Genomic DNA, 20,898 nt, shown 5'->3' on the forward strand with positions numbered 1-20,898 from the left:
TTTCTTGTGGTCGGCGCGGGATACGGCGTCGCGCCGGTCCGTGCAACGGCCCTTGCGTCAGCGCAGGATGTCGTGACCCATCTGTCGCGCCAGATCGACGTAGTCGAGCAGGACCCAGTTCTCGGCGATCCGACCGTCCGCACAGCGGTAGAAATCCATGACACGCAACGTCAGCGCCCTGTTCGTGGCCCGAAGCCCCAGATAGTCGCCCCGGTGCGTCATCGTCATCGAAGGCCAGCCCGAGACGGCGGCGTAATTTCCATCACCGATACGGCAGTAGTGGTTGCCGCCTTTGCGATCGGGGAAGGCCGACAGGAATGGCGCGCGGTGATCTTTCTTGAACCCGTCCCACCGAAAGTTGGAGCCGACACCACCAGGTCCGTACCACAGCATATCGTCTGCCCAGGTGCCGCCCGTGCCGGTCTGACCGTCGGACTCGCCCGTTTTCGGGTCATAGACGTGCAGGTCGCCCAGCATCCGCTCGACCAGACGCAGGCTGCTGGCTCCGTCGCCGGTATCCGGGCAAACCCCGTCGTGGGTGGCGGGCCCGGGAAACAGAAGTTCGGTGCCCAGACGTTCGGGGAAGGGCTGTCGGCCCGCTTGGTGCATCAGGTCCGGCAGATCGAATATGACGCGGGATTGTGCGATCTGGCCGGTGTCATCCAGCCGGTGAAACTCACCATAGCGCAGAAACGCCAGCCGCCCCGACGGTGCCACGCCCCAAAGCGGCCCGTCGTGGGTGCCGACGATGTGGCCGAACCCCGCGATCCAGGTCGTGCCAGTGTCCCGGCTGTTGATGCCGCCGATAACCAACTCGGGCCGCCGATGCGCGCCGGTCAGGGCCGACCGGATCGGCTGAACGACGCGCTCTACCACCGCGTCGCGTCCGGTCACGGTGTCGACGGGCGCGTTCATGTCCCAGGCGACATCGGGGGCAAGACAGACCGAAGCCGCCCTGGTCGGGTCGGAAGCGGCGAAAAGCGCGGCAAGACCCGCGGCCGTCGCGGTGCGTTGATCGGTCATCGAACCCTCCCGAAGATTCACCTTGCGCTATTCGCGATCCGGCGGATAGCGTCCTTGCAAGCGTATGCACGCGCCCGATCCTAGACCCGAACGGCGGAAAGGGAAGCGCATTCGCGCTGGAAAAAGAGACCTGCGCCGGACAGTATCCGCGCAGGTGGTCGCACCGCCGCAAAGTCGGGCGCCCACACGCACAGCGATCGACAGGGAGAATGATATGCTGATCCGTAAACTGGCCCTTGCTGGGGCCTTCGCACTGAGCGCCACGACCGCCATGGCCGCCTGCTCGTTCGAAAACGACGTCGAAGTGAAGACGTTGTCCGCCGGGTTCGAGGCCTGGAAGGCCGTGACCGACGCCATGGCCGAATGCGGCAACGTGCAGGCGGAGCTGGACCAGGAATTCCGCACCAAGCAGCCCGCGGCCTTTGCGGCCAACCCGTCCCTTTACGCAGTGGGGGGCGTGTCCAACGGCACGATCACGCCGCTTCTGAACGAAGGCACGATCCGGCCCTTGGATGATCTGGTCGAAAAATATGGCCAGAACCTTTCTCCGAACCAGCTGATCCGCGTGGACGGTCAGGTCATGGCCATCGCCATGATGGTGAATACGCAGCACATGATGTACCGCTCCGACATCTTCGAGGAGCTGGGTCTGGACGCGCCGGTAACCTACGACGACGTGCTGGACGCCGCCGCCGCGATCCAGGAGGCGGGGGTCGTCGACTATCCGCTGGGGGCGACGATGCAGTCGGGCTGGAACCTGGCACAGGACTTCAACAACATGTTCCTGGGCTATGGTGGGACGTTCTACAACGAGGACAGCACGCCCGCCGTCAATTCCGAAGCCGGACTGAAGGCTTTGGAGACGATGAAAGCCCTGACCGAATACATGGACCCGGAGTATCTCATCTCCGATTCCACCTACGTTCAGCAACAGTTCCAGCAGGGCAAGATCGCCATGGCGAATCTCTGGGGGTCCCGCGGGGGCGCGATGGATGACCCGGCCGAAAGCCAGGTCGTCGGCAAGGTCGGCTCCTCCGCCGCGCCGATCGCCGAGGAGGGCAACGCGCCCGCCACGACGCTGTGGTGGGACGGGATCGTGATCGCCAAGAACATCACCGACGAGGAGGCCGACGCCGCCTTCCGCGTCGCGATGGAGGGGTTGGACAGCGAGATGGTGCAGGCCAACAACGGGGCCGCGATCTGGCTAGTCTCGGGTTATGAGCCCAACGACATGGCGATGGGTGCCATCGCGACGGCCACGGCCGATCCCGCGCCGGTCAGCTACCCCTCGACCAGCCAGATGGGTCTCATGCACACCGCCATCGGCAACGAGTTGGACGCCTTCTTCACCGGTGGCCGGTCCGCCGAGGAAACGCTGGCGGCGATCGAGGAGAGCTACACCTCCGCCGCCAAGGAAGCCGGTCTGTTGCAATAAGCGACCGCCAGAAATCCTGAAGGCCCGACGTTCCCTGGAATGCCGGGCCTTTTCTTTGTGCCGTGAAATCCGGCGCGTCGCACTGCCACGCGCGGTCCGTCTGCCGAAGGCTGCTATTTTCGTGACAGCGCCTGACTACGTATGCAAGGTTGGGAGCAGGGAGCGCCGGTCGGTTGGGGGGCCACGATGAAGTTCAAGACTTTCGCCATGTTCGTCGGGCCGTCGGTCTTTCTGATGCTGCTGTTCATCGCTTTCCCGCTGATCACGGTGCTCATCAATTCCTTCCAGGTCACGCAGCCCGTGTTCACCACGCAGGAAATCGAAACCTGTACCCCCGGCTTTCTGACGCAGACCTGCACCACCGAGGTGAAGACGATTCCGGTGCTGGGCGACGACGGCTCCCCCATCACGACGACGCAATGGGTCGGCTTGTCGTCTTATGCCAACGTGCTGGGCGGTGACCGGTTTACGCGGGCGCTGGCGGATTTGAACATGGGCGCGATCCTTCAGATCGATTTCTGGAAGGCGTTGCGGTTCACCCTCACCTTCACCCTCGTCACGCTGCCCTTCGTCTTGGGCTTGGGTCTTGCGATCGCGGTGGTCGTCAACAATGCGACCAAGGCGGTGAAGGGGCCGGTGATTTTCATATCGCTTCTGCCGTTCATCATCACGCCGGTCATCGGGGCGCTGTCGATCCGTTGGCTTTTCTATGGCGATGGCATCCTGACCGTATGGCTGGAACTGTGGTTCGACACGGATTTGTCCATTGCGGCCAACGGTTGGGCGGTCGAATTCCTGATGATGTTCTACCGCATCTGGCACGTGGCACCCTTTGCCTTCGTGATTTTCTACGCCGGTCTTCAGACGGTCAATCAGGACACGCTGGAATCGGCGATCATCGATGGCGCGTCCCGCTGGGAACGGCTGCGCTTCGTCGTCATCCCGCACCTGATGCCGCTCATCGTGTTCATCACGCTGATTCATCTGATGGATGCTTACCGCGCGTTTGAGGAAGTGATCGGATTTTCATCGGAAAGTCAGCGCATCACACTGCAATACCTGACCTACGATTACCTGAGGCCGGACGACGCCGGAAACCGACAGATCAGCTCGGCCTCGGCCTCGGCGATGCTGACGATGATCGGCGTCGTGATCTTGCTGGCGGCCCCGCTGCGGCGCACGTGGCGTGATCACCGTGGATAATTCGATGAAGGAGGTCTGAGCCATGTCCGACGCATCCGTCCCACGCGCCATGCGGCAACCGGTCTCGCTCCGACTGGCGTCGAACCTGTTCCTGCTAGTGTGGCTGACACTGGCCGCATTCCCGTTGTTCTGGGTGCTGGCGATGTCGTTCAAATCGCCGGTCGACGCCTTCTCCTCTTCGGCGACGGATGTCCTCTTCGGGCCGCGCACATTGTCTGACGGCAATGGGTTGTCCATCGTCGATATCGTCCTGGGCATCGCGATCGCATGGCTGTCGGTCAAGGCCGCGACCAAGTGGTTGATGCCCATGGCAGCGGGGGATGGAACGCTTCAGAAGATCTTTTCCTGGATGGTGATCGCGCTTGGCTTTGCGATCCTGTTCATCATCGGGTTCTTCTTCGTGGCCCCCTGGATCGCCGCGCCGCTGGAGGCATTGCTGGGGTCGTGGGGCCAGCCGATCCTGGGTCTGACGACGCAGCATTACGAAGCGGTCTGGGTCGAAAACCGGTTCTACGAGAATTTCCGCAACTCCATGATCGTGACCTTCGGCGTGGTCACCGTGTCGCTGACGGTGGGCACGCTGGCGGGGTACGGACTGGCCCGATCGGGCAGCACGTTTGCGTTCTGGATCCTGATAATCGCGTTGATCTTCAGGGCCTTGCCGCATTCGGTGCTGGTCGCGGGGTACATGCCGGTGTTCATCAATTCGGCCGAACTTCTGCGTCCGATCCTGGGGGAGAATGCGCCGACGCTTTACGGCCAACCCCTTGCCGTCATTGCGGTTCTCGTGTCGATCAATCAGCCCTTCACGATCTGGATGCTGCGCAGCTTTTTCCAGAACATTCCCGTCGATCTGGACGAAAGCGCGCGGGTGGATGGATGCACCCACTTTCAGGCTTTCCGCTGGGTCATCATGCCGGTGATGTGGCCGGGTGTGATCACCACGGGCCTGTTCAGTTTCCTGTTGGCCTACAACGATTTTCTGGTCACGTCGCTGCTGCTGGATGCGTCGAACCAGACCATGGTTCCGGCCATCGCGAGCTATTTCAACCGCGAGACGACGACCACCGATCAGGTCGAGGCGATTGCCGCCGCGGTCAGCATCACGGCACCGCTTTTCCTGCTGGTGATGATCTTCCAGCGGCAGATCGTGTCGGGGCTGACGGCGGGGGCCGTGAAGGGGTGAACGACAGTCGCAATGGCATCGAATTTCAGGGGTGACGCACGGGTGATCTACGTCACCCGTATCGGATCGCACCGTTTTGCATCTATCGAGGCACTTCTGTGCGTTTGAATCTGTCCCCGGACATGATGGTATGACGCGCGCCGGGAGCTTCGTTGATCGACAGCCGCCAGACGGAGCGACGAGGGCGCAAAACCACTGGTCCGATTTTGAGAGTAGGCGCCGTAAGCGTCCTGCAGGTCGCCCGGACGAGGTCGTCACCAAGATGTCGCAGGTCGAGCCGACATCGCAGCAGGTTTGCGATATATCGACGGTCTGAGTGCAATCTGCCGGGCTGGCCCCGGTCTAGGGGCCGCGGGCGGATTGCCGCGGACGTCGGGTCGGACGCTTGGCCGTTGCGCGCGCCATTCCGGCGGCGTAACCCGAGGCCATGCGTATTCTATTTCTTGGCGACGTCATGGGCCGCACGGGCCGCACCGCGATAACCGAGCGTCTGCCGGGCCTGCGGGCCGACTGGCGGCTGGATGCCGTGGTCGTGAACGGGGAAAATGCGTCGTCGGGCCGGGGGCTGAACGCCAAGCAGGCCAAGGCGATTTTCGACGCGGGGGCCGATGTCGTCACGTTGGGCGACCACGCCTTCGACCAGAAGGACATGATGCAGGCGATCGAGCATGATCCGCGCATCCTGCGCCCCATCAATTTCGCCAAATCGGCACCGGGCAAGGGATGGCGGGTGTTCGATATCGCGGGGCGCAAGATGCTGGTGGCGCAGGTGCTGGGGCAGGTGTTCATGTCGCGGACCTACGACGATCCGTTTTCCGCGATCGAGCCTGTGCTCAAGGCGCACCCGCTGGGCCGCGCGGTGCAAGCGACGCTGGTCGACGTGCATTGCGAAGCCACGAGCGAGAAGATGGCGATGGGTCATTTTTGCGACGGGCGGGCCAGTGTCGTCGTCGGCACGCACACCCATATCCCGACGGCCGATGCCTGCATCCTGCCCAAGGGCACGGCGTTTCAGGCCGATGCGGGCATGTGCGGCGACTACGATTCAGTGATCGGGATGGAGAAGACAGAGCCGATGCGCCGCTTTATCACCGGCATGACCCGCGACCGGTTCGAGCCGGCGAGCGGGGAGGCGACGCTTTGCGGTCTGTTCGTCGAAACCGACGACGCGACCGGACTTGCGCGCGAGGTCGTGCAGGTGCGCCAGGGCGGCCGTTTGTCGCAATGCGGGCCGGAGTAGCCGCGCCGTGACGTGGATCGACCTGCCGCCGGGCAGCGAAGCCTGGGTGACCATCGGTGTTCTGGCGGTGATGCTGGCGCTGTTCGTGCGCGAGGTCTATCCCACCGAAGTTGTCGCGATGTCGGGCGCGGCGTTCCTGCTGGCCATTGGCGTCCTGCCTTACGACGAGGCGGTGCAGGTCCTGTCGAACCCCGCGCCCTGGACCATAGCGGCGATGTTCCTGCTGATGGGGGCGTTGGTGCGGACCGGCGCGCTGGATTGGTTCACGCGCTATGCCGAAGGGCAGGTGGGCACGCGGCCGCGGTTCGCGATTGGCGTGTTGTTGTTGTTCGTGCTGGTGGCGTCTGCCTTCGTGGCGAACACGCCGGTCGTCGTCGTGATGATTCCGGTGTTCGTGCAACTGGCGGGCAAGATGGGTCTGGCGCCGTCGAAGCTGCTGATCCCGCTGTCGTATGCGTCGATCCTGGGCGGGACGATCACCTTGATCGGGACGTCCACGAACCTTCTGGTCGACGGTGTCGCGCGGGCGCAGGGGATGGAGCCGTTCACCATCTTCGAAGTGTCGCCGCTGGCCATTCCCGTGGCGATTGCGGGAATGGCGTATCTGTATCTGATCGGGCGGCATCTTCTGCCTGAGCGCACGTCGATGGCGGCGATGCTGGGGGGGGCGCGGAAGTCGGCCAAATTCTTCTCCGAAGCGGTCATTCCACCGGAGTCCAACTTGATCGGGCGCGAGGCGCTGGATGTGCAGTTGTTCAAGCGGGAGGGTGTGCGCCTGATCGACGTGGTGCGCGGGGATGCGTCGCTGCGGCGCAATCTGAAGACCGTCACGCTGGAAGTCGGGGACCGGGTCATCCTGCGCACGGAGATTGCGGAGCTTCTGACGTTGCAGCGCAATCCGGATCTGAAGCGGCTGGATCAGGTGGGATCGGTGGAATCCACGACCGTCGAGGTTCTGATCACGCCGGACGCCAAGATGGTCGGGCGCCGGTTGGGCAACCTGCGCCTGCGTCGCCGATACGGCGTCTATACGCTGGCGCTGCACCGGCGGGACCGCAACATGTCGGGACAACTGGACGACGTGGTGGTCCGGGTGGGCGACACGATCCTTCTGGAAGGCGCGGACGAGGATATCAGCCGTTTGTCGCAGGATCTCAATCTGGTGGAGGTCAGCCAGCCGCGCGAACAGGCGTTCCGGCGCGAACGCAGTTGGATTCCGATCCTTGCGGTCGCGGGGATCGTGGCGCTGTCGGCGCTGAACCTGGCGCCGATCTTCGCGTTGGCGATCATCGGGGCGGTCATCGTCCTGCTGACCCGCAGCGTCGACGCGGACGAGGCGTTCGGCTTCGTCGACGGGCGGCTGCTGGCGATGATCTTCTCGATGCTGGCCGTGGGGGCCGCGTTGCAGGCGTCGGGGGCGGTGGAGTTGATCGTGACGTCTGTGGCACCGTGGCTGAGGACATTGCCGCCCTTTGGCCTGATCTTGGCGATCATGGTGCTGACGATGGTGCTGACGGAAACGGTCAGCAACAACGCGGTGGCGGTGGTTGTCACGCCGGTCGCCATCGCGCTGGCCCAGACGCTGGGTCACGACCCCCGTCCATTGGTCGTGGCGGTGATGGTGGCGGCGAGTTGTGCCTTTTCGACACCCATCGGCTACCAGACGAACATGCTGGTCTATGGTCCGGGCGGATATCGGTTTACCGACTTTGCACGGGTGGGAATCGGGTTGAACGTTCTGGTTGCCCTCGTGTCGTCGGCGTTGATCCCATTGATCTGGCCTTTGTGACGATCAAATGGAACTGCCATGGGAGGCCATCATGCGCCCCGTCCTTCTTCTTTTGCCGCTTGCGATCGCGGCGTGTCAGCCGATCCTGCCCGGCGCGTCCGGGGCGGCGGCGAACATCCCCCCGGGCGAGGTGCGCGTCGCATCGGTCGCCGCGACACCAGCACGGGTGACCCTGCGCCTGTCGAACGGCAAGCGCTGCGTGGCTGAACGCCCCGAGGGCGTGCCCGGCAACTGGTCCGGCGTCACATCCGGCGAGGATTGCGGATATCGGCTGCCGTTTGCGGTGACCTTCAAGCAAGGGGCCGTGCCCCAGCGTTTCACCATCGAGGCGGCACCGGCGGGCACTGGTCCGCGCGCGGAAGTTTATGTTACCGATATCGACGGTGTTCGTCGGCTGTTCGCCGCGCCCCTGGGGTCGAACGTGCGGTTCGAAACGCAAGCCTGACGGGTATGGCGGGCTATTCGCCCGCCATCAGCGTCCGGGGCTGTTGGCCGATGGGCGACGGCTCCAGGTCGCCAGGGGCCTTGCGCCCCTCGGCCGCCAGGCGCGACAGGGCGGCGTTCAAGCGCCGGCGCGCGGCCTGACCCGCGCCTTTGCGCACCATGTGACCGGCGACCAGTGCCGACAGCCAGGGCCGATCCATCCGGTCGGTCTTGCGCATCAGGCCCATCAGCCACGTTCCGTTCTGCCGCCGCCCGCGCCACAATTGTGCGAAGCGCAGGGGTGTCAGCGCCCCGCTTTCGGCCCCCGCCAGCAGACGGTCGAGGATGCCCGTCTCCTCCAACCGCGCCTGGATGTCGGCACCCGCGTGATACGCCGCGATCCGGGTGACGTGGCTGCCCTGAAACAGGCTGGCGTGCATCGCGTCCGCCGCCTCGGTCGGGTCGGTCACGACGTAGACCCGTGCCGCGGCGTCGATCATCCGCGCGGCATTGCCGTAGCGCGGCCCGAAGGGCAGGGACCAGGCCGACCGGAACCGCTGCTCCCACGGGGCGATGGCACGGTCGAGCGTGGCATAGGGCTGCATCACGAAGACGGTGGACCCCGGCGCCGCAACGCTGTGAGCCGCCGCACCGTAGGCCCCCATGCCACCGCCGACGAAGACCACGGAATCGTAGTCGTCGAAAAACCCGTCGTCGGTCAGCGTGTCGAAATAATCGTGCAGGTCGTCGTCGCGGAACCACGTCCGGCCTTCGGCCATGATGTCGAGAGTTGCCCAGTCGCGCTTGCGGGCCAGACCCGTGCTGACCGGCAGACCGCCGGCGCGCCCACGGGTCGCGTCCAGCCCTTCGAATGAGACGATGAGCGTGTCGCTGTCTTCGGCGGGGCGGAACAAGGCCAGGTGATCGTCACCGATCTGCCGCAGATACCCGGCATCGCCCGCCGCAGCGAGCAGGGCATCGCGGTGTTCGGCGCGGGTCATCGGCTGCGTCTTTGGATCGGGCATCAGAATCCTCTGGCCTGGGGCATTAACGTTAAGATAACCCGGCCAGCCTCCGGTTTCAGGCAAAAAAAGGTCGCGATTGCTTGATATTCGTGCCGCATTGTCCCCGTATCGGCAATGATGATGGCGCTGGCGGATGATTTGCCGGACTGGAGAGACATGGCAAACGCCCCGCAGATCACCGTGGTCACCTGCGTTCGTGACGAAGGTCCGTTCATCGTGGATTGGATCGCCCATCTGCGCGCGCTTGGCGTCGGGCGAATTTTGGTGTTCACCAACGACTGCCGCGACGGGACGGAGACGCTGTTGGAGGCGTTGGCCCCTGCCGGTGTCAGCCATGTGTCGCAAGGCAACATTCTGGGGTCGGGCAAGACCCCGCAGTGGCGCGCGATGGCGGCGGCCTGGGACCATCCCGCCTGCGCGACGGCCGAGTGGCTGGCGCATCTGGATGTCGATGAATATCCCGCGCTGGACGGCTTTGATACATTGCACGATCTGGTCGCATCCGTTCCCTGCGCGCAGGCCATCGCGCTGCCGTGGCGTCTGTTCGGCTGCGCCGGGCGGATGCAGCCGGGGCAGGGGGCCACGCCCGAACGGTTCGACCGCGCGGCCCCGGTCGGATTGGCGTATCCGGCGCTCGGGTCGTTCTTCAAGACGCTGTTCCGCCGCGACGGGCCGTTCATGGGCTTCGGCATTCACCGGCCCCGGCAATCGGCGGCCCCTGCGTTCTTCGACGATACCGGCACACGCGACGACGCCTTGGGCGAAGCGGCGCAGCGGATCCTTTTGTGGCGGGGGGGCACGGTGCCCCAGGGGCGCAGGGTGCAACTCAACCATTATTCCACACGGTCGATTCACGAATTTCTAGTCAAACGGGCCCGGGGCCTGCCCAACCATACGGACAAACCCATCGACCTAGAGTATTGGGTCGAACGGAATTTCAACGAGACGCGTTGCACCATGATCGACCACCATCTTCTCGCGATGCGGACCGAAGCCACGGACCTGCGCGCCCTGCCCGGTGTCGCGGAAGCGGAGGCGGCGACGCGGGTGTGGCACGGCGACATGCTGCGCCGGATCTTGGCCACACCGGACGGGGCGCGTCTGTGCGGGCGGCTGGTCCTTGCCGCGAACAGCCGCGCGCCGGACCCGCGGCTGGGGCGCGCCCTTCTGGATCAATACGCGCGGGCGCAGGCGGCCGCGTCGTGATCGAGACGCGGGCCCTCGGGGCGCAGGTGATCGACGGGACGACCGTGTTAGAGGCGATCGGCGATGGGACCGGATTGCGCGTGTTTCTGGGCGCGGGCACCGATCCGAAGGCCATCGCCGCGCGGGACGGGGTGGTGCCACGCACGGCGACGTCGGTGAACAAGTCGCTGATGGTGCTGGCGGAGTGGCCCGGCGGGGCCCGCGCCGCGCTGCCCCTGCGGGACACATCGGTCGACATCGCAGTGACCGCGCCCGAGCCGGAATTGTTCAACGGCGCACGCGTCCTGCTGGCCGCGCGCAATGGAGAGACGCCTGCGTTGGTGCACGACTGGCTGCGTCACCACGTAGAGACGCAGGGCGCGGATGCCGCCCTGATCCTGGACCGCACGCGCCCGGACGAGGCGGGTCTGGCAGAGCCGCTGCGCGCGTTGATGGATGCCGCGCCGATTGCGGGTCTGGGGCGCGTGATCGTCGTCACCTGCCCCTTGCCACTGGGCAGTGATGCCACGAGCGACCGGCATCCGTTGCAGGCCCCGGATGCGCCGGGCAAGGACCGGATGGCGGTGCCCAAGCCGGACCCCTGGACCGCGCCGCTGGCCCAGATGATCGTCTGGGAGGCGCTCCGCTGGCGGTTCCTGAGCCGGGCGCGCGCTGTCGCATTTTTGGACGTATCGGACCTGCTGGCACCCGCACCGCTGGGCCGTCGGGCCTTCGATCTGATCGACGGGGCGCAGGCGGGGGTGATCGCGCTGGTGGGGCGGCGGATCTATCCTTGGCGGGTGCGCAAGGGGCGCGCGCCGACGTTCGGCGATCATGTCTGCGACCAGTTCGACAACCCGTCGGGCAATCGCCGCTGGGTCTGCGCGCCCGGCCGCGTGCCCGCCGACGCGCCGTTTCGCCTGGTGCGCGTCGGCGGCCAGAAGCCCGCAGCACGCGACGTGGCGTTCTTTTACCGTGCGATGGGCGCGCGCCATTCCGAGGATCAGGGGATGCCGCTGGCCCCGAAGGCCGGTCTGGTGGTCGACGACGATCTGCTGACCTTGTCGCGCGATGTCTTCGGGTTCGACCCGGTTCTGCCACCCGTCAGCGACGTCCCGGCCGCGCGGGGCCTGCCGGCGGCGGTGCCGGGGCGCACGGCCATCGTGACCTGCATGAAGAACGAGGGGCCGTTCATCCTGGAATGGATCGCCTATCACCGGGCGATCGGGGTCGATGATTTCATCGTCTACACCAACGATTGCACCGATGGCACCGACGCGATGATGGACCTGTTGCAGGACCACGGCATCCTGGCGCACCGGGAGAATCCGTTCCGCACGATGGTCGACATGAAGCCGCAGCACGCGGCGCTTGAAGCGGCGGAGGCGGAGCCGATCATGGCGCGCGCGGCCTGGGCCATCTGCATGGATGTGGATGAATTCATCAACATCCATGTCGGGGGCGGTCATCTGCGCGATCTGTACCGGGCGGTCGGCGACGCCAACATGATCTCGATGACGTGGCGATTGTTCGGCAATTCCGACCTGCACGACTTTGCGGATATGCCGACGCCCGCGCGGTTCGACCGGTGCGCGCCGCAGCTGATCCGCAAGCCGCATCAGGCGTGGGGGTTCAAGACGCTGTTCCGCAACACCGGCATCTATCGCAAGATGGGGGTGCACCGGCCCAAGGGGTTGAAGCCCGACCTTTGGGAGCAGATTTCCTGGGTCAACGGATCGGGCGAGCCGATGCCCAAAGAGATGCTGCGCACCGGCTGGCGGTCGTCGATGGAGACCTATGGCTATGACCTGGTGACGCTGAACCATTATGCCGTGCGCGACGCCGAGAGCTTTCTGGTCAAGCGGGACCGCGGTCGCGTGAACCACGTAGAGCGCGATCAGGGGCTGGGATACTGGTTTCGCATGAACAACAACACCGAGCGCGATACGTCGATTCAGCGGATGCTGCCCGCGCTGGAGGCCGAGATGGCGACCCTAAGGTCCCTGCCGGGCGTGGCCGAACAGCATGACAGATGTGTCGCGGCGCACCGGGCGCGCATTGCCGAACTGCGCGCCGGCGGTGCGTTCGCCGCCTTCTATGCGGAGATCACCGGAGAGCGGATGGAGCGGCTGAGCCGGATGCACCGACATTTCGGAGCCAACGTCTTCCTGGCCGGTCCCGACAGCGTCCCCGAGGCGATCTGGCGGGATCCGGCACCGGCCGACGACCTGTTCTTCACCGTGGGCGACGTGGACGAGACGGCCCACTAAGTCCCGTCACGGGGCGCATATTTCCCGCAAAGCCTGCCACGGCGTGTCCTCCATCGCCGGGGGCATCTGAGACGGGGGGGCTTCCCCGATCTGACGGTTTGTCGCGCGCGCGAACGGTTCCCAATTCAGGCGCGCGGTCGCGAAGGCGGGTCGCAGGGCCTCGGCGGACAGCCGGGCCGGGTCGTCGAGGATCAGGCGTTCGACGTGATCCGCGATGGCGGCGGCGGGCACCTCGCCGGTGATCAGCATCCGCGTCAGGTTCACGAAGCCCATCTGATCCAGGAACCCCTCCAACGGGGCCTGCATCTGCGCGGCGGCTTGCGTCGACAGGACGTGACCGGCGGCAACGTCCGGGTCGTCCTGTCCGACAAGGATCCGGTCGGACAGCACGATCAGATCGCCGGGCAGGGCGATGGTCGGTTGCGGCAGATCGCGCAGCACGACCAGTTGCACGGGGCGGGTCGGGAACAGGCGGTCGCGGAACTGACCCAGACCTTCGACCCCGGTCGGGTTGGCGCAGGGCGCCCCCGTCAGGCCGGTCAGTTCACCCAGCATCGCGGTTCCGATTTCGGCCCGCTGCGCCGTGGGGATCAGGATAGCCGCCTGTTTGCGCAGCGCGCCGGGCAGCCATAAAAGGCCAAGGCCCAGAAGAAATCCCATCACCAATCCGAAGGTGACGCGCCGCAACGCGCCGGGGCGGCTGCGCCCCTTTTCCACGGCTGTCATCACCCGGTCCAAGGCGGTGATCATCTCCGGCTCCTCCACCTCCAGCTGTTCGTCGCTGTCGGTATCGGGCGCATAGCGGGCCGGCATCTCTCCGGGGTTGAGGCGCACCAGGGCGGGCAGGGACCAATGCGACAGGGCGATTCCGGACCGGTCTTCGATCACCAGTTCGGCGTCGCCGACCGTGATGTAGACGGCGCGGCGCTGCTCCTCGCGGCTGGCCCGCCAGAGGCCCGGAGCCTCCAGCCGGTCAAGGCCGTCGAGGGCCGTCATTCAGACGTTCCCCCGGACCCGTTCGCGCAACACGAACTTCTGGATCTTGCCGGTCGAGGTTTTGGGCAAGGAGCCGAAGGTCACCGATTTGGGCGTCTTGAATCCGGCCAGCCGGTCGCGGACATGGGCGATGATCTCGTCTTCCGTGCTGTTGCAGCCGTCGCGCAATTCGACGAAGGCGTGGGGAACTTCGCCCCATTTGTCATCCGGCCGTGCGACGACGGCACACAACGACACGGCGTCGTGGTGCATGATCGCGCCCTCGACCTCCACCGAGCTGACGTTTTCGCCGCCCGAGATGATGATGTCCTTGGCGCGGTCGCGGATCTGGACATAGCCGTCGGGGTGCTTGACGCCCAGATCGCCCGACCGGAACCAGCCGCCGGCGAAAGCCTGCGCCGTGGCGTCGGGGTTGGCGAGGTAGCCCTTCATCACCGCGTTGCCCCGCATCGCGATTTCGCCCTGCGTTTCCCCGTCGGCGGGCACGGGGGTGCCATCTTGGGCGAAGACCTCTACGCCTTCCATCATCGGATAGGCGACGCCCTGACGGGATTTCATTGCCGCCTTGTCGCCGGCATCCAGCGCGTCCCAATCGCCCGGCTGCCAGACGTTTTCGACGACGTGGCCATAGGTTTCGGTCAGGCCGTAGACATGGGTGACGTTGAACCCCAGCGTCTCCATCCGGGCCAGGGTCGCGGCGGGGGGCGGGGCACCGGCGGTATAGACCTCGACCTGTTGATCGAACGTCCGACGCTCGCCTTCGGGCGCATTCACCAGCGCGTTGAGGACGATGGGCGCGCCGCCGAAATGGGTCACGCCTTCGTCGGCCAACGCACCGAAGATCGCCGGCGCGGTCACGTCGCGCAGGCACACCACGGTGCCGCCCACCAGCGGCATCATCCACGCGTGGCACCAGCCGTTGCAGTGGAACAGGGGGACCACGACCATCAGCCGGGGATAGAGCACCATGCGCCAGCTGACGACGGTGCCCATGGTCATCAGATACGCACCCCGGTGGTGATAGACGACGCCCTTGGGGCGCCCCGTCGTGCCGGACGTATAATTGAGCGCGATGCTTTCCCATTCGTCGTCGGGCAAAATCCAGTCGAACGTCGGGTCCGCACGGATCAACTCGTCTTCGTACACCGGGTGCCGACCCGACGCCGGGAAGCCCGCGTCGGGCACCTCGATGATTTGTGGCGGGGGGGTCACGTCGGCGCAGGCGGCTTCGGCCAGATCGAGGAACTGACTGTCGACCAGGACGATCTTCGCGCCGCCATGACCCAGGATATAGGTGACGGTGCCCGCGTCGAGACGGGTGTTGATCGTGTTGAGCACCGCGCCGCAGGCGGGGACGCCGAAGCTCGCCTCCACCTGGGCGGGGACGTTGGGCAAAAGCGTCGCGACGACATCGCCCGGCACGATGCCCAGGCCAGCCAGCATCGCCGCCTGCCGGGTCACGCGGTCGTGGTATTGCGCATAGGTCCAGCGGGTGTCGCCATAGACCAGCGCCTCCCGATCAGGCCAGATGCGCGCGGCGCGGGCAAGATGCGACAGCGGTGTCAGGGCGACGTGGTTGGCCGCGCAGCGCTCCAGCCCCGTCTCGTCTTGCAACCAGCCCATGAAATCCCCCCGTTGCACCGACCCGTATTGGCCGGATAGTGCAGGGGCCTGCGGGCGAGAACAAGGGGAGGCGGTCAGGATGGAAACGAACAGGCCACTCGCCTCGGCGGGGGTGATCCTGACGGCGATGGCGATCCTGGCGTTCGTGGATCAATACGTGTCGGTCATCGCCGAAACCTCCAGCTTGTGGACGTTTCATCTGCTCCGCTCGGCCATGATGTTTGCGCTGGCGGGGGCGTTCGTCGCGGTGGCGCGGCGGCGGTTGCGGGTGCACAATTGGCGCGGTCTGCTGGGGCGGTCGGCGTTCAATTCGACGGCGATGATGATCTATTTCGGATCGCTGGGCTTCATGCCCGTGGCGCAGGCGGCGGCGGGGCTGTTCACCGCGCCGATCTGGATCCTGCTGTTTTCGGTCGGCCTGTTCGGATTGCGGGTGGGGCCGGTGCGGATCGCGGCGGTTTTCATCGGCTTCGTCGGTGTCCTTCTGGTCCTGTCGCCGGATCTGTCCGAGGTGACGCCGCTGACCTTCGTGCCGGCGGCGGCGGGGGCATTCTATGCCGTGTCGGCCATCGCCACGCGCGAATGGTGCCCGCGCGAACGCGCGCTGGAACTGACGCTGGGCATCTTTGCGTTCCAAGCGTGCTGGGGTCTGGGTGGGGTGTTGCTGACCGGGGGGGGCGATACGTTTCTGACGCGCGGCTGGGTGATGCCGACGCCGGAAATCTGGGGCCTTCTGGTGATGCAGGCCGTCGGCAGTCTGACCGGGGTCGTCCTGCTGGTGCGGGGTTATCAACTTGCCGAGGCATCGCTGGCCAGCGTGTTCGAGTTTTCCGTCCTGTTGTTTTCGGCCCTGTTCGGCTGGCTTCTGCTGGGCCAGGTGCTTGGGCCGCTGGGCCTTGCCGGTCTTGGCCTGATCGCGCTGGCCGGAAGCCTGATCGCGCTGCGCGGTCGGACCGGGGCCGGGAAGGTCCCCGTCACATGATCCTGTCGCCGGGGCGCGGATATGTCTTCGTCCACGCGCCAAAGACCGGGGGCACGGCCATGGCCCTGGCGTTGGAGGCGCGGGCGATGGCCGACGATATCCTGATCGGCGACACGCCCAAAGCCGTGCGCCGGCGCACGCGGTTGAAGGGTGCGCGCACGGCGGGACGGCTGTGGAAGCATTCAGCGCTGGCTGACGTGCGCGGGCTGATCCCGGATGCCGATCTGGACCGACTGACGCCCGTCATGCTGGTGCGCAATCCATGGGATCGCATGGTCAGCTATTATCATTGGTTGAAGGTGCAGGCCTTCGACAACGCGGCGGTGTCACTTTCCAAGTCCCTGTCGTTCGGTGATTTCGTTGCCCATCCGGCCATCGGCGACAGTTTCAGGCGCAATCCCTATGCCAGCTATGTCGCGGGAGGCGCGACGCCGATTTTCATTCGGCTGGAGCATCTGGACAGTGACCTGACACCGTTCACCGATCTTTTGGGTTTCGATCTGGACCTGCCCCGCGCGAATGCGTCGAGCCGTGCGCGCGATTGGCGAGGGTACTACGACGGGCCGACCCGCGACCGCGTGGCGGAAATCTGCGCAGAGGATGTATCGGCGTTTTTATACCGCTTCGACCCGCACGATTCGGCGTGATCCCGCTTGTCGCGCGGGATGCCGCGAAGTCGTGCCTGTGCGCAGGCGGTCACACGGCAAGGTCATGGCGGTGTCTGCCGCAAACACCCCAAGGGACGAAAGAAACCCAAAATGTCGGACCAACGCATCTTTACTCATGACGCTTTCCCGGTGATCGCGCCGATCGCGCTGCGCTTTACGCCCGGCACCTGTCTGGCGACGCCGGATGGCCCGCGTGCCGTCGAAACATTGATCGTCGGCGACCCTGTCGACACCCGGGATGGCCCCAAGCGTATCGCGCGGTTGGACGTCGTTCGCCGTCCGCGCAGCGAATGGACCTATGATCGCGACGCCTGGCCCATCCGGGTGCCGGTCGGGTCGCTGGGCAACGCGCGCCCGATGCGGTTGTCCCCCGATCAGCGGATCCTGTTGTCGGGGGACACCGTCGCGCGCGTGTGTGCGGTGCGGGAGATTTCGGTGGCGCTGCGCGATCTGATCGGTCTGCGTGGCCTGATCGGAGAGCGGCCCCTGGCGGATCTGCGGTATCACGGGTTGTCGTTCGGCATTCCGGCCGTAATCGAAGCCGAGGGTGTCCCCTGCGAGATCGAGGCGGGGGACGCGGCCATCGTCGCGCAAGAAATGGCGCGGGCCGCGTTCCAGGAGATGCACGCCGCCGGAGAGCCGCCGCTGAAACGCTAGTTCAAGGTCCAGCTTTCTTCGGAGGATCGACCGCGTTCTGCTGCATCACCAGGATATTGCCGCGGATGAACAGGTGCTTGCAGTCGGTCTCGACCTGCAGCCCGTCCAATCGGGTGCGGTGGCAGAGCGCTTCGTTGTTCCAGACCCAGCCGCCCGACACGGTGGCCGCGTCCTTGCGCCCGCCGATCCCGCCATTGGCCGCAAAGACCATCGTGCCGCCGAAATCATCGACCAGCGTGCGGTCGGCGATCAACTGGCGGAACGCGCCTTCCGAGCGGATGCGGGTGAAGTCGAGCGCCTGCGCCGCGGTGGCACATGCGAGGCCGGCCAGCAGCGCGGCGGTAAAGATCGGTCGGATCGGTTTCATGTCCCGTGTCCCGTTTGTTCGGTGGGCTTCGGGATCGACCTTGTCACCGGATTGGGGCCAGATCGTGAAACAGTCGGGACGCTTGCGCGAAACAATCGGGGCGGCGCATCGCAGCGCCGCCCCGGATTTTCGCGGTGTCGGTCGCGTCAGGCGGCGGCGCGGGCAGTCCCATCGTAGAAGACTTCGCCGTTGTCGGCCATCTTGCGCAGCAGATCCGGTGTTTTGAACCGATCGCCGTGTTTGGCGGTCAGCGCCTCGCAGGTTTCCGCCGCCCAAGCCGATCCGACGATGTCGAGCCAGCTGAAGGGTCCGCCCGACCACGGCGCGAAGCCCCAGCCCAGGATCGCCCCGACGTCGCCTTCGCGGATGTCCTCCAGCACGCCTTCCTCCAGCGCGCGAACGGCTTCCAGCACTTGCGCGAACATCAGACGGTTCTGCACCTCGTGCAGGTCGGGTTGATCGTCGGCCAGCGGATAGCGGGTGCCCAACTCCTCCCAAAGACCCTGACGCTTGCCCTTGTCGTCGTAGTCGTAGAAGCCCGCGCCGTTCTTCTTGCCCAGACGGTCGGCGTCCTTGAAGGCGAACAGCACTTCGTCGACGGCCCCGTCGGGATACGCATCGCCCATGGCGGCCTTGGTTGCGACGGCGATCTTCACGCCCAGATCGATGGAGGTCTCATCCACCAGTTGCAGCGGACCGAGCGGGAAGCCGAGCTGCTTGGCCGCGTTTTCGATTAGCGAGGGGGAGACCCCTTCGGCGACCATGCGGATGCCTTCGTTGATGTAGGGAATGATGCAGCGGTTGGCGTAGAAGAACCGTGCGTCGTTCACCACGATGGGCGTCTTGCGGATCTGGCGCACGAAATCGAGCGCCTTAGCCACGGCGACGTCGCCCGTCTGCTTGCCCTTGATGATCTCGACCAGCAGCATCTTGTCGACGGGCGAGAAGAAGTGGATGCCGATGAACTGCTCGGGGCGGACGCTGGCCTTGGCCAGTTCGGTGATCGGCAAGGTGGAGGTGTTGGTGGCGAAGATGCAGTCGTCGCCCACGATGGCCTCGACCGCCTTGGTCATCTCGGCCTTGACGCCGACATCCTCGAACACCGCTTCCACGATCAGGTCGCAGCCCTTGAGCGCCTCGAGGTCGGTGGTCGCCGATATACGCCCCAGAACCTCGTCCTTCTTCTCTGCCGTGACCTTCTTGCGGGACATGCCCTTGTCCAAGATCCCCTCGGCATAGCCCTTGCCCTTGTCGGCGGCGGCCTGTTCGCGGTCGATCAAAACGACTTCGATACCGGCGTTGGCCGAGACATAGGCGATCCCGGCCCCCATCATGCCCGCGCCCAGGATGCCGACCTTGGACACCTTCTGGTCCGGCGCGTCGGGACGGTTCGCGCCCTTTTCCAACGCTTCCTTGTTGATGAAGAGCGAACGGATCATCGCCTCGCTGCTGGGGTTCATCAGAACGTGGGTAAACCAGCGCGCCTCGATCTTGAGCGCGGTGTCGAACGGCACCAGCGCGCCTTCGTAGACAGCCGAGAGCAGTGCCTTGGCAGCGGGAAACGCCCCTTGGGTCTTGCCGTTGACCATGGCGGACGCGCCGACGAACGTCATGAAGCCGGCGGGATGGTAGGGCGCGCCGCCCGGCATCTTGTAGCCTTTCGCATCCCAGGGCTTGAGGATGTCGGCATCCGTGGCCGACAGGACCCAGGCGCGGGCGTCGGCCATCGGATCGGCGCTGACCTCGTCGATCAGACCGGCCGCCTTGGCTTTCTTCGGATCGCTCAGCTTGCCCTCAAGAAGGAAGGGCGAGGCCGCCATGGCCCCCAACTTTTTGGACAGGCGCGTGGTGCCGCCCATGCCTGGAAAGATGCCGACCATGATTTCGGGCAGGCCGATCTTGGCCTTGGGGTTGTCGGCGGCGAAGATGCGGTGGCAGGCAAGCGGAATTTCGAACCCGATGCCCAGCGCGGTGCCCGGAAGGACGCAAGCGACAGGCTTGCCGCCCTTGTTGGTCTTGGGGTCCATGCCCGCGCGTTCGATCCGGCGCAGGATGCCGTGGGATTTCATCAACCCGTCCATCATGCCCTGCGCGGGGTCGTCGCCGGACATCGCCTTCATCTTGGCGATGACGTTGAGGTCCATGCCGCCGGCAAAGCTGTCGGGCTTACCGCTGGTGATGACGATGCCCTTCACATCGTCGTCGGCCAGTGCATCGGTCACGCAGGCGTCCAGGTCGTCCCAGCCTTCCAGGCTGAGGACGTTCATGGACTTGGCCTTCACGTCCCAGGTGATGGTCGCGACGCCGTCGGCGTCTTTGGTCAGGGTAAAATCGGTCATCATGCTCTCTTCGCGGGTTTGATTTGATCAGGCCTCGTCATCGACGGCATAGCGGGCCTTGCGCAGGGTCGCGCGCACGCCCCGGCCGAGCCAGACGTCGTGATGTTTCAGCAGACTGGCCTCGCTGGAATAAGGCTCGATGAGGTGGCTGGCGCCGTCGAGGACATAGACGCGGTGAAACCCGTCTATCCGATCCTCGTCGTCGCCGGTGAAGGCGGCCGCGATGGCCACCCGGTGATACCCGGTCGCGCCCATTTCCTGTAGGCGGTCGCGGAACTTCGTGGCCCACTCGATCAGGGTCGCGGGGCTGTCGACGGTCGTGACTTCTTCGTCGACCAGCAACTCGTGCGGATAGGTCATCAACCGGGTCACCGCCTCGAAGTCACGGATCCAGATGAGGTGAGAGACCTGATCCAGGTGGTCCTGATAGATTTCGAGTGCAGTACTCATGCCGAAGCCCTTCGAGTGACGCGTCCGGCGACACATT

18 protein-coding genes are annotated in these 20,898 nt (G+C 65.4%); 11 read left to right on the top strand and 7 right to left on the bottom strand.

Going from position 1 to position 20,898, the window contains the following annotated elements:
- Positions 1-57: 57 nt before the first annotated feature.
- A complete protein-coding gene (locus JDO7802_RS12065; RefSeq protein WP_055085899.1) occupies positions 58-1,023 on the bottom strand; it encodes a nuclear transport factor 2 family protein in 966 nt (321 codons plus the stop codon).
- 214 nt (positions 1,024-1,237) lie between these two features.
- Between JDO7802_RS12065 and JDO7802_RS12070 the strand changes: the two genes are divergently transcribed.
- The 6 genes from JDO7802_RS12070 (at position 1,238) to JDO7802_RS12095 (ending at position 8,321) form a co-directional block, all read left to right on the top strand.
- Entirely contained in the window at positions 1,238-2,458 is a 1,221-nt protein-coding gene (locus JDO7802_RS12070; RefSeq protein WP_055085901.1) for an ABC transporter substrate-binding protein, read from the top strand.
- A 186-nt stretch (positions 2,459-2,644) separates the two neighbouring features.
- The gene (locus JDO7802_RS12075) at positions 2,645-3,661 is read left to right on the top strand and encodes a carbohydrate ABC transporter permease (RefSeq protein WP_055087231.1); all 1,017 of its coding nucleotides are present in this window, start codon (positions 2,645-2,647) and stop codon (positions 3,659-3,661) included.
- 22 nt (positions 3,662-3,683) lie between these two features.
- Entirely contained in the window at positions 3,684-4,847 is a 1,164-nt protein-coding gene (locus tag JDO7802_RS12080) for a carbohydrate ABC transporter permease (RefSeq protein ID WP_055085903.1), read from the top strand.
- 427 nt (positions 4,848-5,274) lie between these two features.
- The gene (locus JDO7802_RS12085; RefSeq protein ID WP_055085905.1) at positions 5,275-6,087 is read left to right on the top strand and encodes a TIGR00282 family metallophosphoesterase; all 813 of its coding nucleotides are present in this window, start codon (positions 5,275-5,277) and stop codon (positions 6,085-6,087) included.
- A 7-nt stretch (positions 6,088-6,094) separates the two neighbouring features.
- On the top strand, positions 6,095-7,876 hold the full coding sequence (locus JDO7802_RS12090) for an SLC13 family permease (protein ID WP_055085907.1): 1,782 nt from the start codon (positions 6,095-6,097) through the stop codon (positions 7,874-7,876).
- A 31-nt stretch (positions 7,877-7,907) separates the two neighbouring features.
- A complete protein-coding gene (locus JDO7802_RS12095) occupies positions 7,908-8,321 on the top strand; it encodes a hypothetical protein (protein ID WP_144430607.1) in 414 nt (137 codons plus the stop codon).
- Positions 8,322-8,334: 13 nt separating this feature from the next.
- On the opposite strand, the gene JDO7802_RS12100 is transcribed toward JDO7802_RS12095, so the two are convergent.
- Complete coding sequence (locus JDO7802_RS12100; protein ID WP_055085911.1) at positions 8,335-9,324, bottom strand: hypothetical protein; 990 nt, start codon at positions 9,322-9,324, stop codon at positions 8,335-8,337.
- Between the two features lie 114 nt (positions 9,325-9,438).
- Here JDO7802_RS12100 and JDO7802_RS12105 point away from each other — a divergent pair, with 114 nt between their 5' ends.
- Together JDO7802_RS12105 and JDO7802_RS18525 are read left to right on the top strand one after the other, a co-directional pair.
- Positions 9,439-10,530 carry a glycosyltransferase family 2 protein gene (locus JDO7802_RS12105; protein WP_083481142.1) on the top strand — a complete coding sequence of 364 codons (1,092 nt, stop codon included), beginning with the start codon at positions 9,439-9,441 and terminating at the stop codon, positions 10,528-10,530.
- Entirely contained in the window at positions 10,527-12,779 is a 2,253-nt protein-coding gene (locus JDO7802_RS18525) for a glycosyltransferase family 2 protein (RefSeq protein ID WP_055085915.1), read from the top strand. Before JDO7802_RS12105 ends, JDO7802_RS18525 begins: the two co-directional genes overlap by 4 nt.
- A 6-nt stretch (positions 12,780-12,785) precedes the next feature.
- Here JDO7802_RS18525 and JDO7802_RS12115 read toward each other — a convergent pair whose 3' ends face one another.
- Positions 12,786-13,775 carry a hypothetical protein gene (locus JDO7802_RS12115; protein WP_055085917.1) on the bottom strand — a complete coding sequence of 330 codons (990 nt, stop codon included), beginning with the start codon at positions 13,773-13,775 and terminating at the stop codon, positions 12,786-12,788.
- Positions 13,776-15,398 (bottom strand): AMP-binding protein, encoded by a 1,623-nt coding sequence (locus tag JDO7802_RS12120; RefSeq protein ID WP_055085919.1) that lies wholly within the window; start codon positions 15,396-15,398, stop codon positions 13,776-13,778.
- 79 nt (positions 15,399-15,477) lie between these two features.
- Here JDO7802_RS12120 and JDO7802_RS12125 point away from each other — a divergent pair, with 79 nt between their 5' ends.
- The 3 genes from JDO7802_RS12125 (at position 15,478) to JDO7802_RS12135 (ending at position 17,705) form a co-directional block, all read left to right on the top strand.
- Complete coding sequence (locus JDO7802_RS12125) at positions 15,478-16,380, top strand: DMT family transporter (RefSeq protein WP_055085921.1); 903 nt, start codon at positions 15,478-15,480, stop codon at positions 16,378-16,380.
- Positions 16,377-17,027 carry a sulfotransferase family 2 domain-containing protein gene (locus tag JDO7802_RS12130; protein WP_055085923.1) on the top strand — a complete coding sequence of 217 codons (651 nt, stop codon included), beginning with the start codon at positions 16,377-16,379 and terminating at the stop codon, positions 17,025-17,027. Before JDO7802_RS12125 ends, JDO7802_RS12130 begins: the two co-directional genes overlap by 4 nt.
- 111 nt (positions 17,028-17,138) lie before the next feature.
- The gene (locus tag JDO7802_RS12135) at positions 17,139-17,705 is read left to right on the top strand and encodes a Hint domain-containing protein (protein WP_055085925.1); all 567 of its coding nucleotides are present in this window, start codon (positions 17,139-17,141) and stop codon (positions 17,703-17,705) included.
- Between the two features lies 1 nt (position 17,706).
- Here JDO7802_RS12135 and JDO7802_RS12140 read toward each other — a convergent pair whose 3' ends face one another.
- The 3 genes from JDO7802_RS12140 to JDO7802_RS12150 form a co-directional block, all read right to left on the bottom strand.
- Positions 17,707-18,072 (bottom strand): hypothetical protein, encoded by a 366-nt coding sequence (locus tag JDO7802_RS12140; RefSeq protein ID WP_055085927.1) that lies wholly within the window; start codon positions 18,070-18,072, stop codon positions 17,707-17,709.
- A 146-nt stretch (positions 18,073-18,218) separates the two neighbouring features.
- On the bottom strand, positions 18,219-20,411 hold the full coding sequence (locus JDO7802_RS12145) for a 3-hydroxyacyl-CoA dehydrogenase NAD-binding domain-containing protein (protein ID WP_055087232.1): 2,193 nt from the start codon (positions 20,409-20,411) through the stop codon (positions 18,219-18,221).
- Positions 20,412-20,438: 27 nt separating this feature from the next.
- Positions 20,439-20,861, bottom strand: coding sequence for a hypothetical protein (locus tag JDO7802_RS12150; RefSeq protein WP_055085929.1), 423 nt, complete (start codon positions 20,859-20,861; stop codon positions 20,439-20,441).
- Positions 20,862-20,898: the final 37 nt, after the last annotated feature.

This window comes from Jannaschia donghaensis, assembly GCF_001403795.1.
GTDB classification, from domain to species: domain Bacteria; phylum Pseudomonadota; class Alphaproteobacteria; order Rhodobacterales; family Rhodobacteraceae; genus Jannaschia; species Jannaschia donghaensis.

Excerpts from the sequence above, each read along its gene's own strand:
- JDO7802_RS12065 (WP_055085899.1), bottom strand. The coding sequence starts at position 1,023 with ATGACCGATCAACGCACCGCGACGGCCGCGGGTCTTGCCGCGCTTTTC.
- JDO7802_RS12070 (WP_055085901.1), top strand. The coding sequence starts at position 1,238 with ATGCTGATCCGTAAACTGGCCCTTGCTGGGGCCTTCGCACTGAGCGCC.
- JDO7802_RS12075 (WP_055087231.1), top strand. The coding sequence starts at position 2,645 with ATGAAGTTCAAGACTTTCGCCATGTTCGTCGGGCCGTCGGTCTTTCTG.
- JDO7802_RS12080 (WP_055085903.1), top strand. The coding sequence starts at position 3,684 with ATGTCCGACGCATCCGTCCCACGCGCCATGCGGCAACCGGTCTCGCTC.
- JDO7802_RS12085 (WP_055085905.1), top strand. The coding sequence starts at position 5,275 with ATGCGTATTCTATTTCTTGGCGACGTCATGGGCCGCACGGGCCGCACC.
- JDO7802_RS12095 (WP_144430607.1), top strand. The coding sequence starts at position 7,908 with ATGCGCCCCGTCCTTCTTCTTTTGCCGCTTGCGATCGCGGCGTGTCAG.
- JDO7802_RS12100 (WP_055085911.1), bottom strand. The coding sequence starts at position 9,324 with ATGCCCGATCCAAAGACGCAGCCGATGACCCGCGCCGAACACCGCGAT.
- JDO7802_RS12105 (WP_083481142.1), top strand. The coding sequence starts at position 9,439 with ATGATGATGGCGCTGGCGGATGATTTGCCGGACTGGAGAGACATGGCA.
- JDO7802_RS12115 (WP_055085917.1), bottom strand. The coding sequence starts at position 13,775 with ATGACGGCCCTCGACGGCCTTGACCGGCTGGAGGCTCCGGGCCTCTGG.
- JDO7802_RS12120 (WP_055085919.1), bottom strand. The coding sequence starts at position 15,398 with ATGGGCTGGTTGCAAGACGAGACGGGGCTGGAGCGCTGCGCGGCCAAC.
- JDO7802_RS12125 (WP_055085921.1), top strand. The coding sequence starts at position 15,478 with ATGGAAACGAACAGGCCACTCGCCTCGGCGGGGGTGATCCTGACGGCG.
- JDO7802_RS12130 (WP_055085923.1), top strand. The coding sequence starts at position 16,377 with ATGATCCTGTCGCCGGGGCGCGGATATGTCTTCGTCCACGCGCCAAAG.
- JDO7802_RS12135 (WP_055085925.1), top strand. The coding sequence starts at position 17,139 with ATGTCGGACCAACGCATCTTTACTCATGACGCTTTCCCGGTGATCGCG.
- JDO7802_RS12140 (WP_055085927.1), bottom strand. The coding sequence starts at position 18,072 with ATGAAACCGATCCGACCGATCTTTACCGCCGCGCTGCTGGCCGGCCTC.
- JDO7802_RS12145 (WP_055087232.1), bottom strand. The coding sequence starts at position 20,411 with ATGACCGATTTTACCCTGACCAAAGACGCCGACGGCGTCGCGACCATC.
- JDO7802_RS12150 (WP_055085929.1), bottom strand. The coding sequence starts at position 20,861 with ATGAGTACTGCACTCGAAATCTATCAGGACCACCTGGATCAGGTCTCT.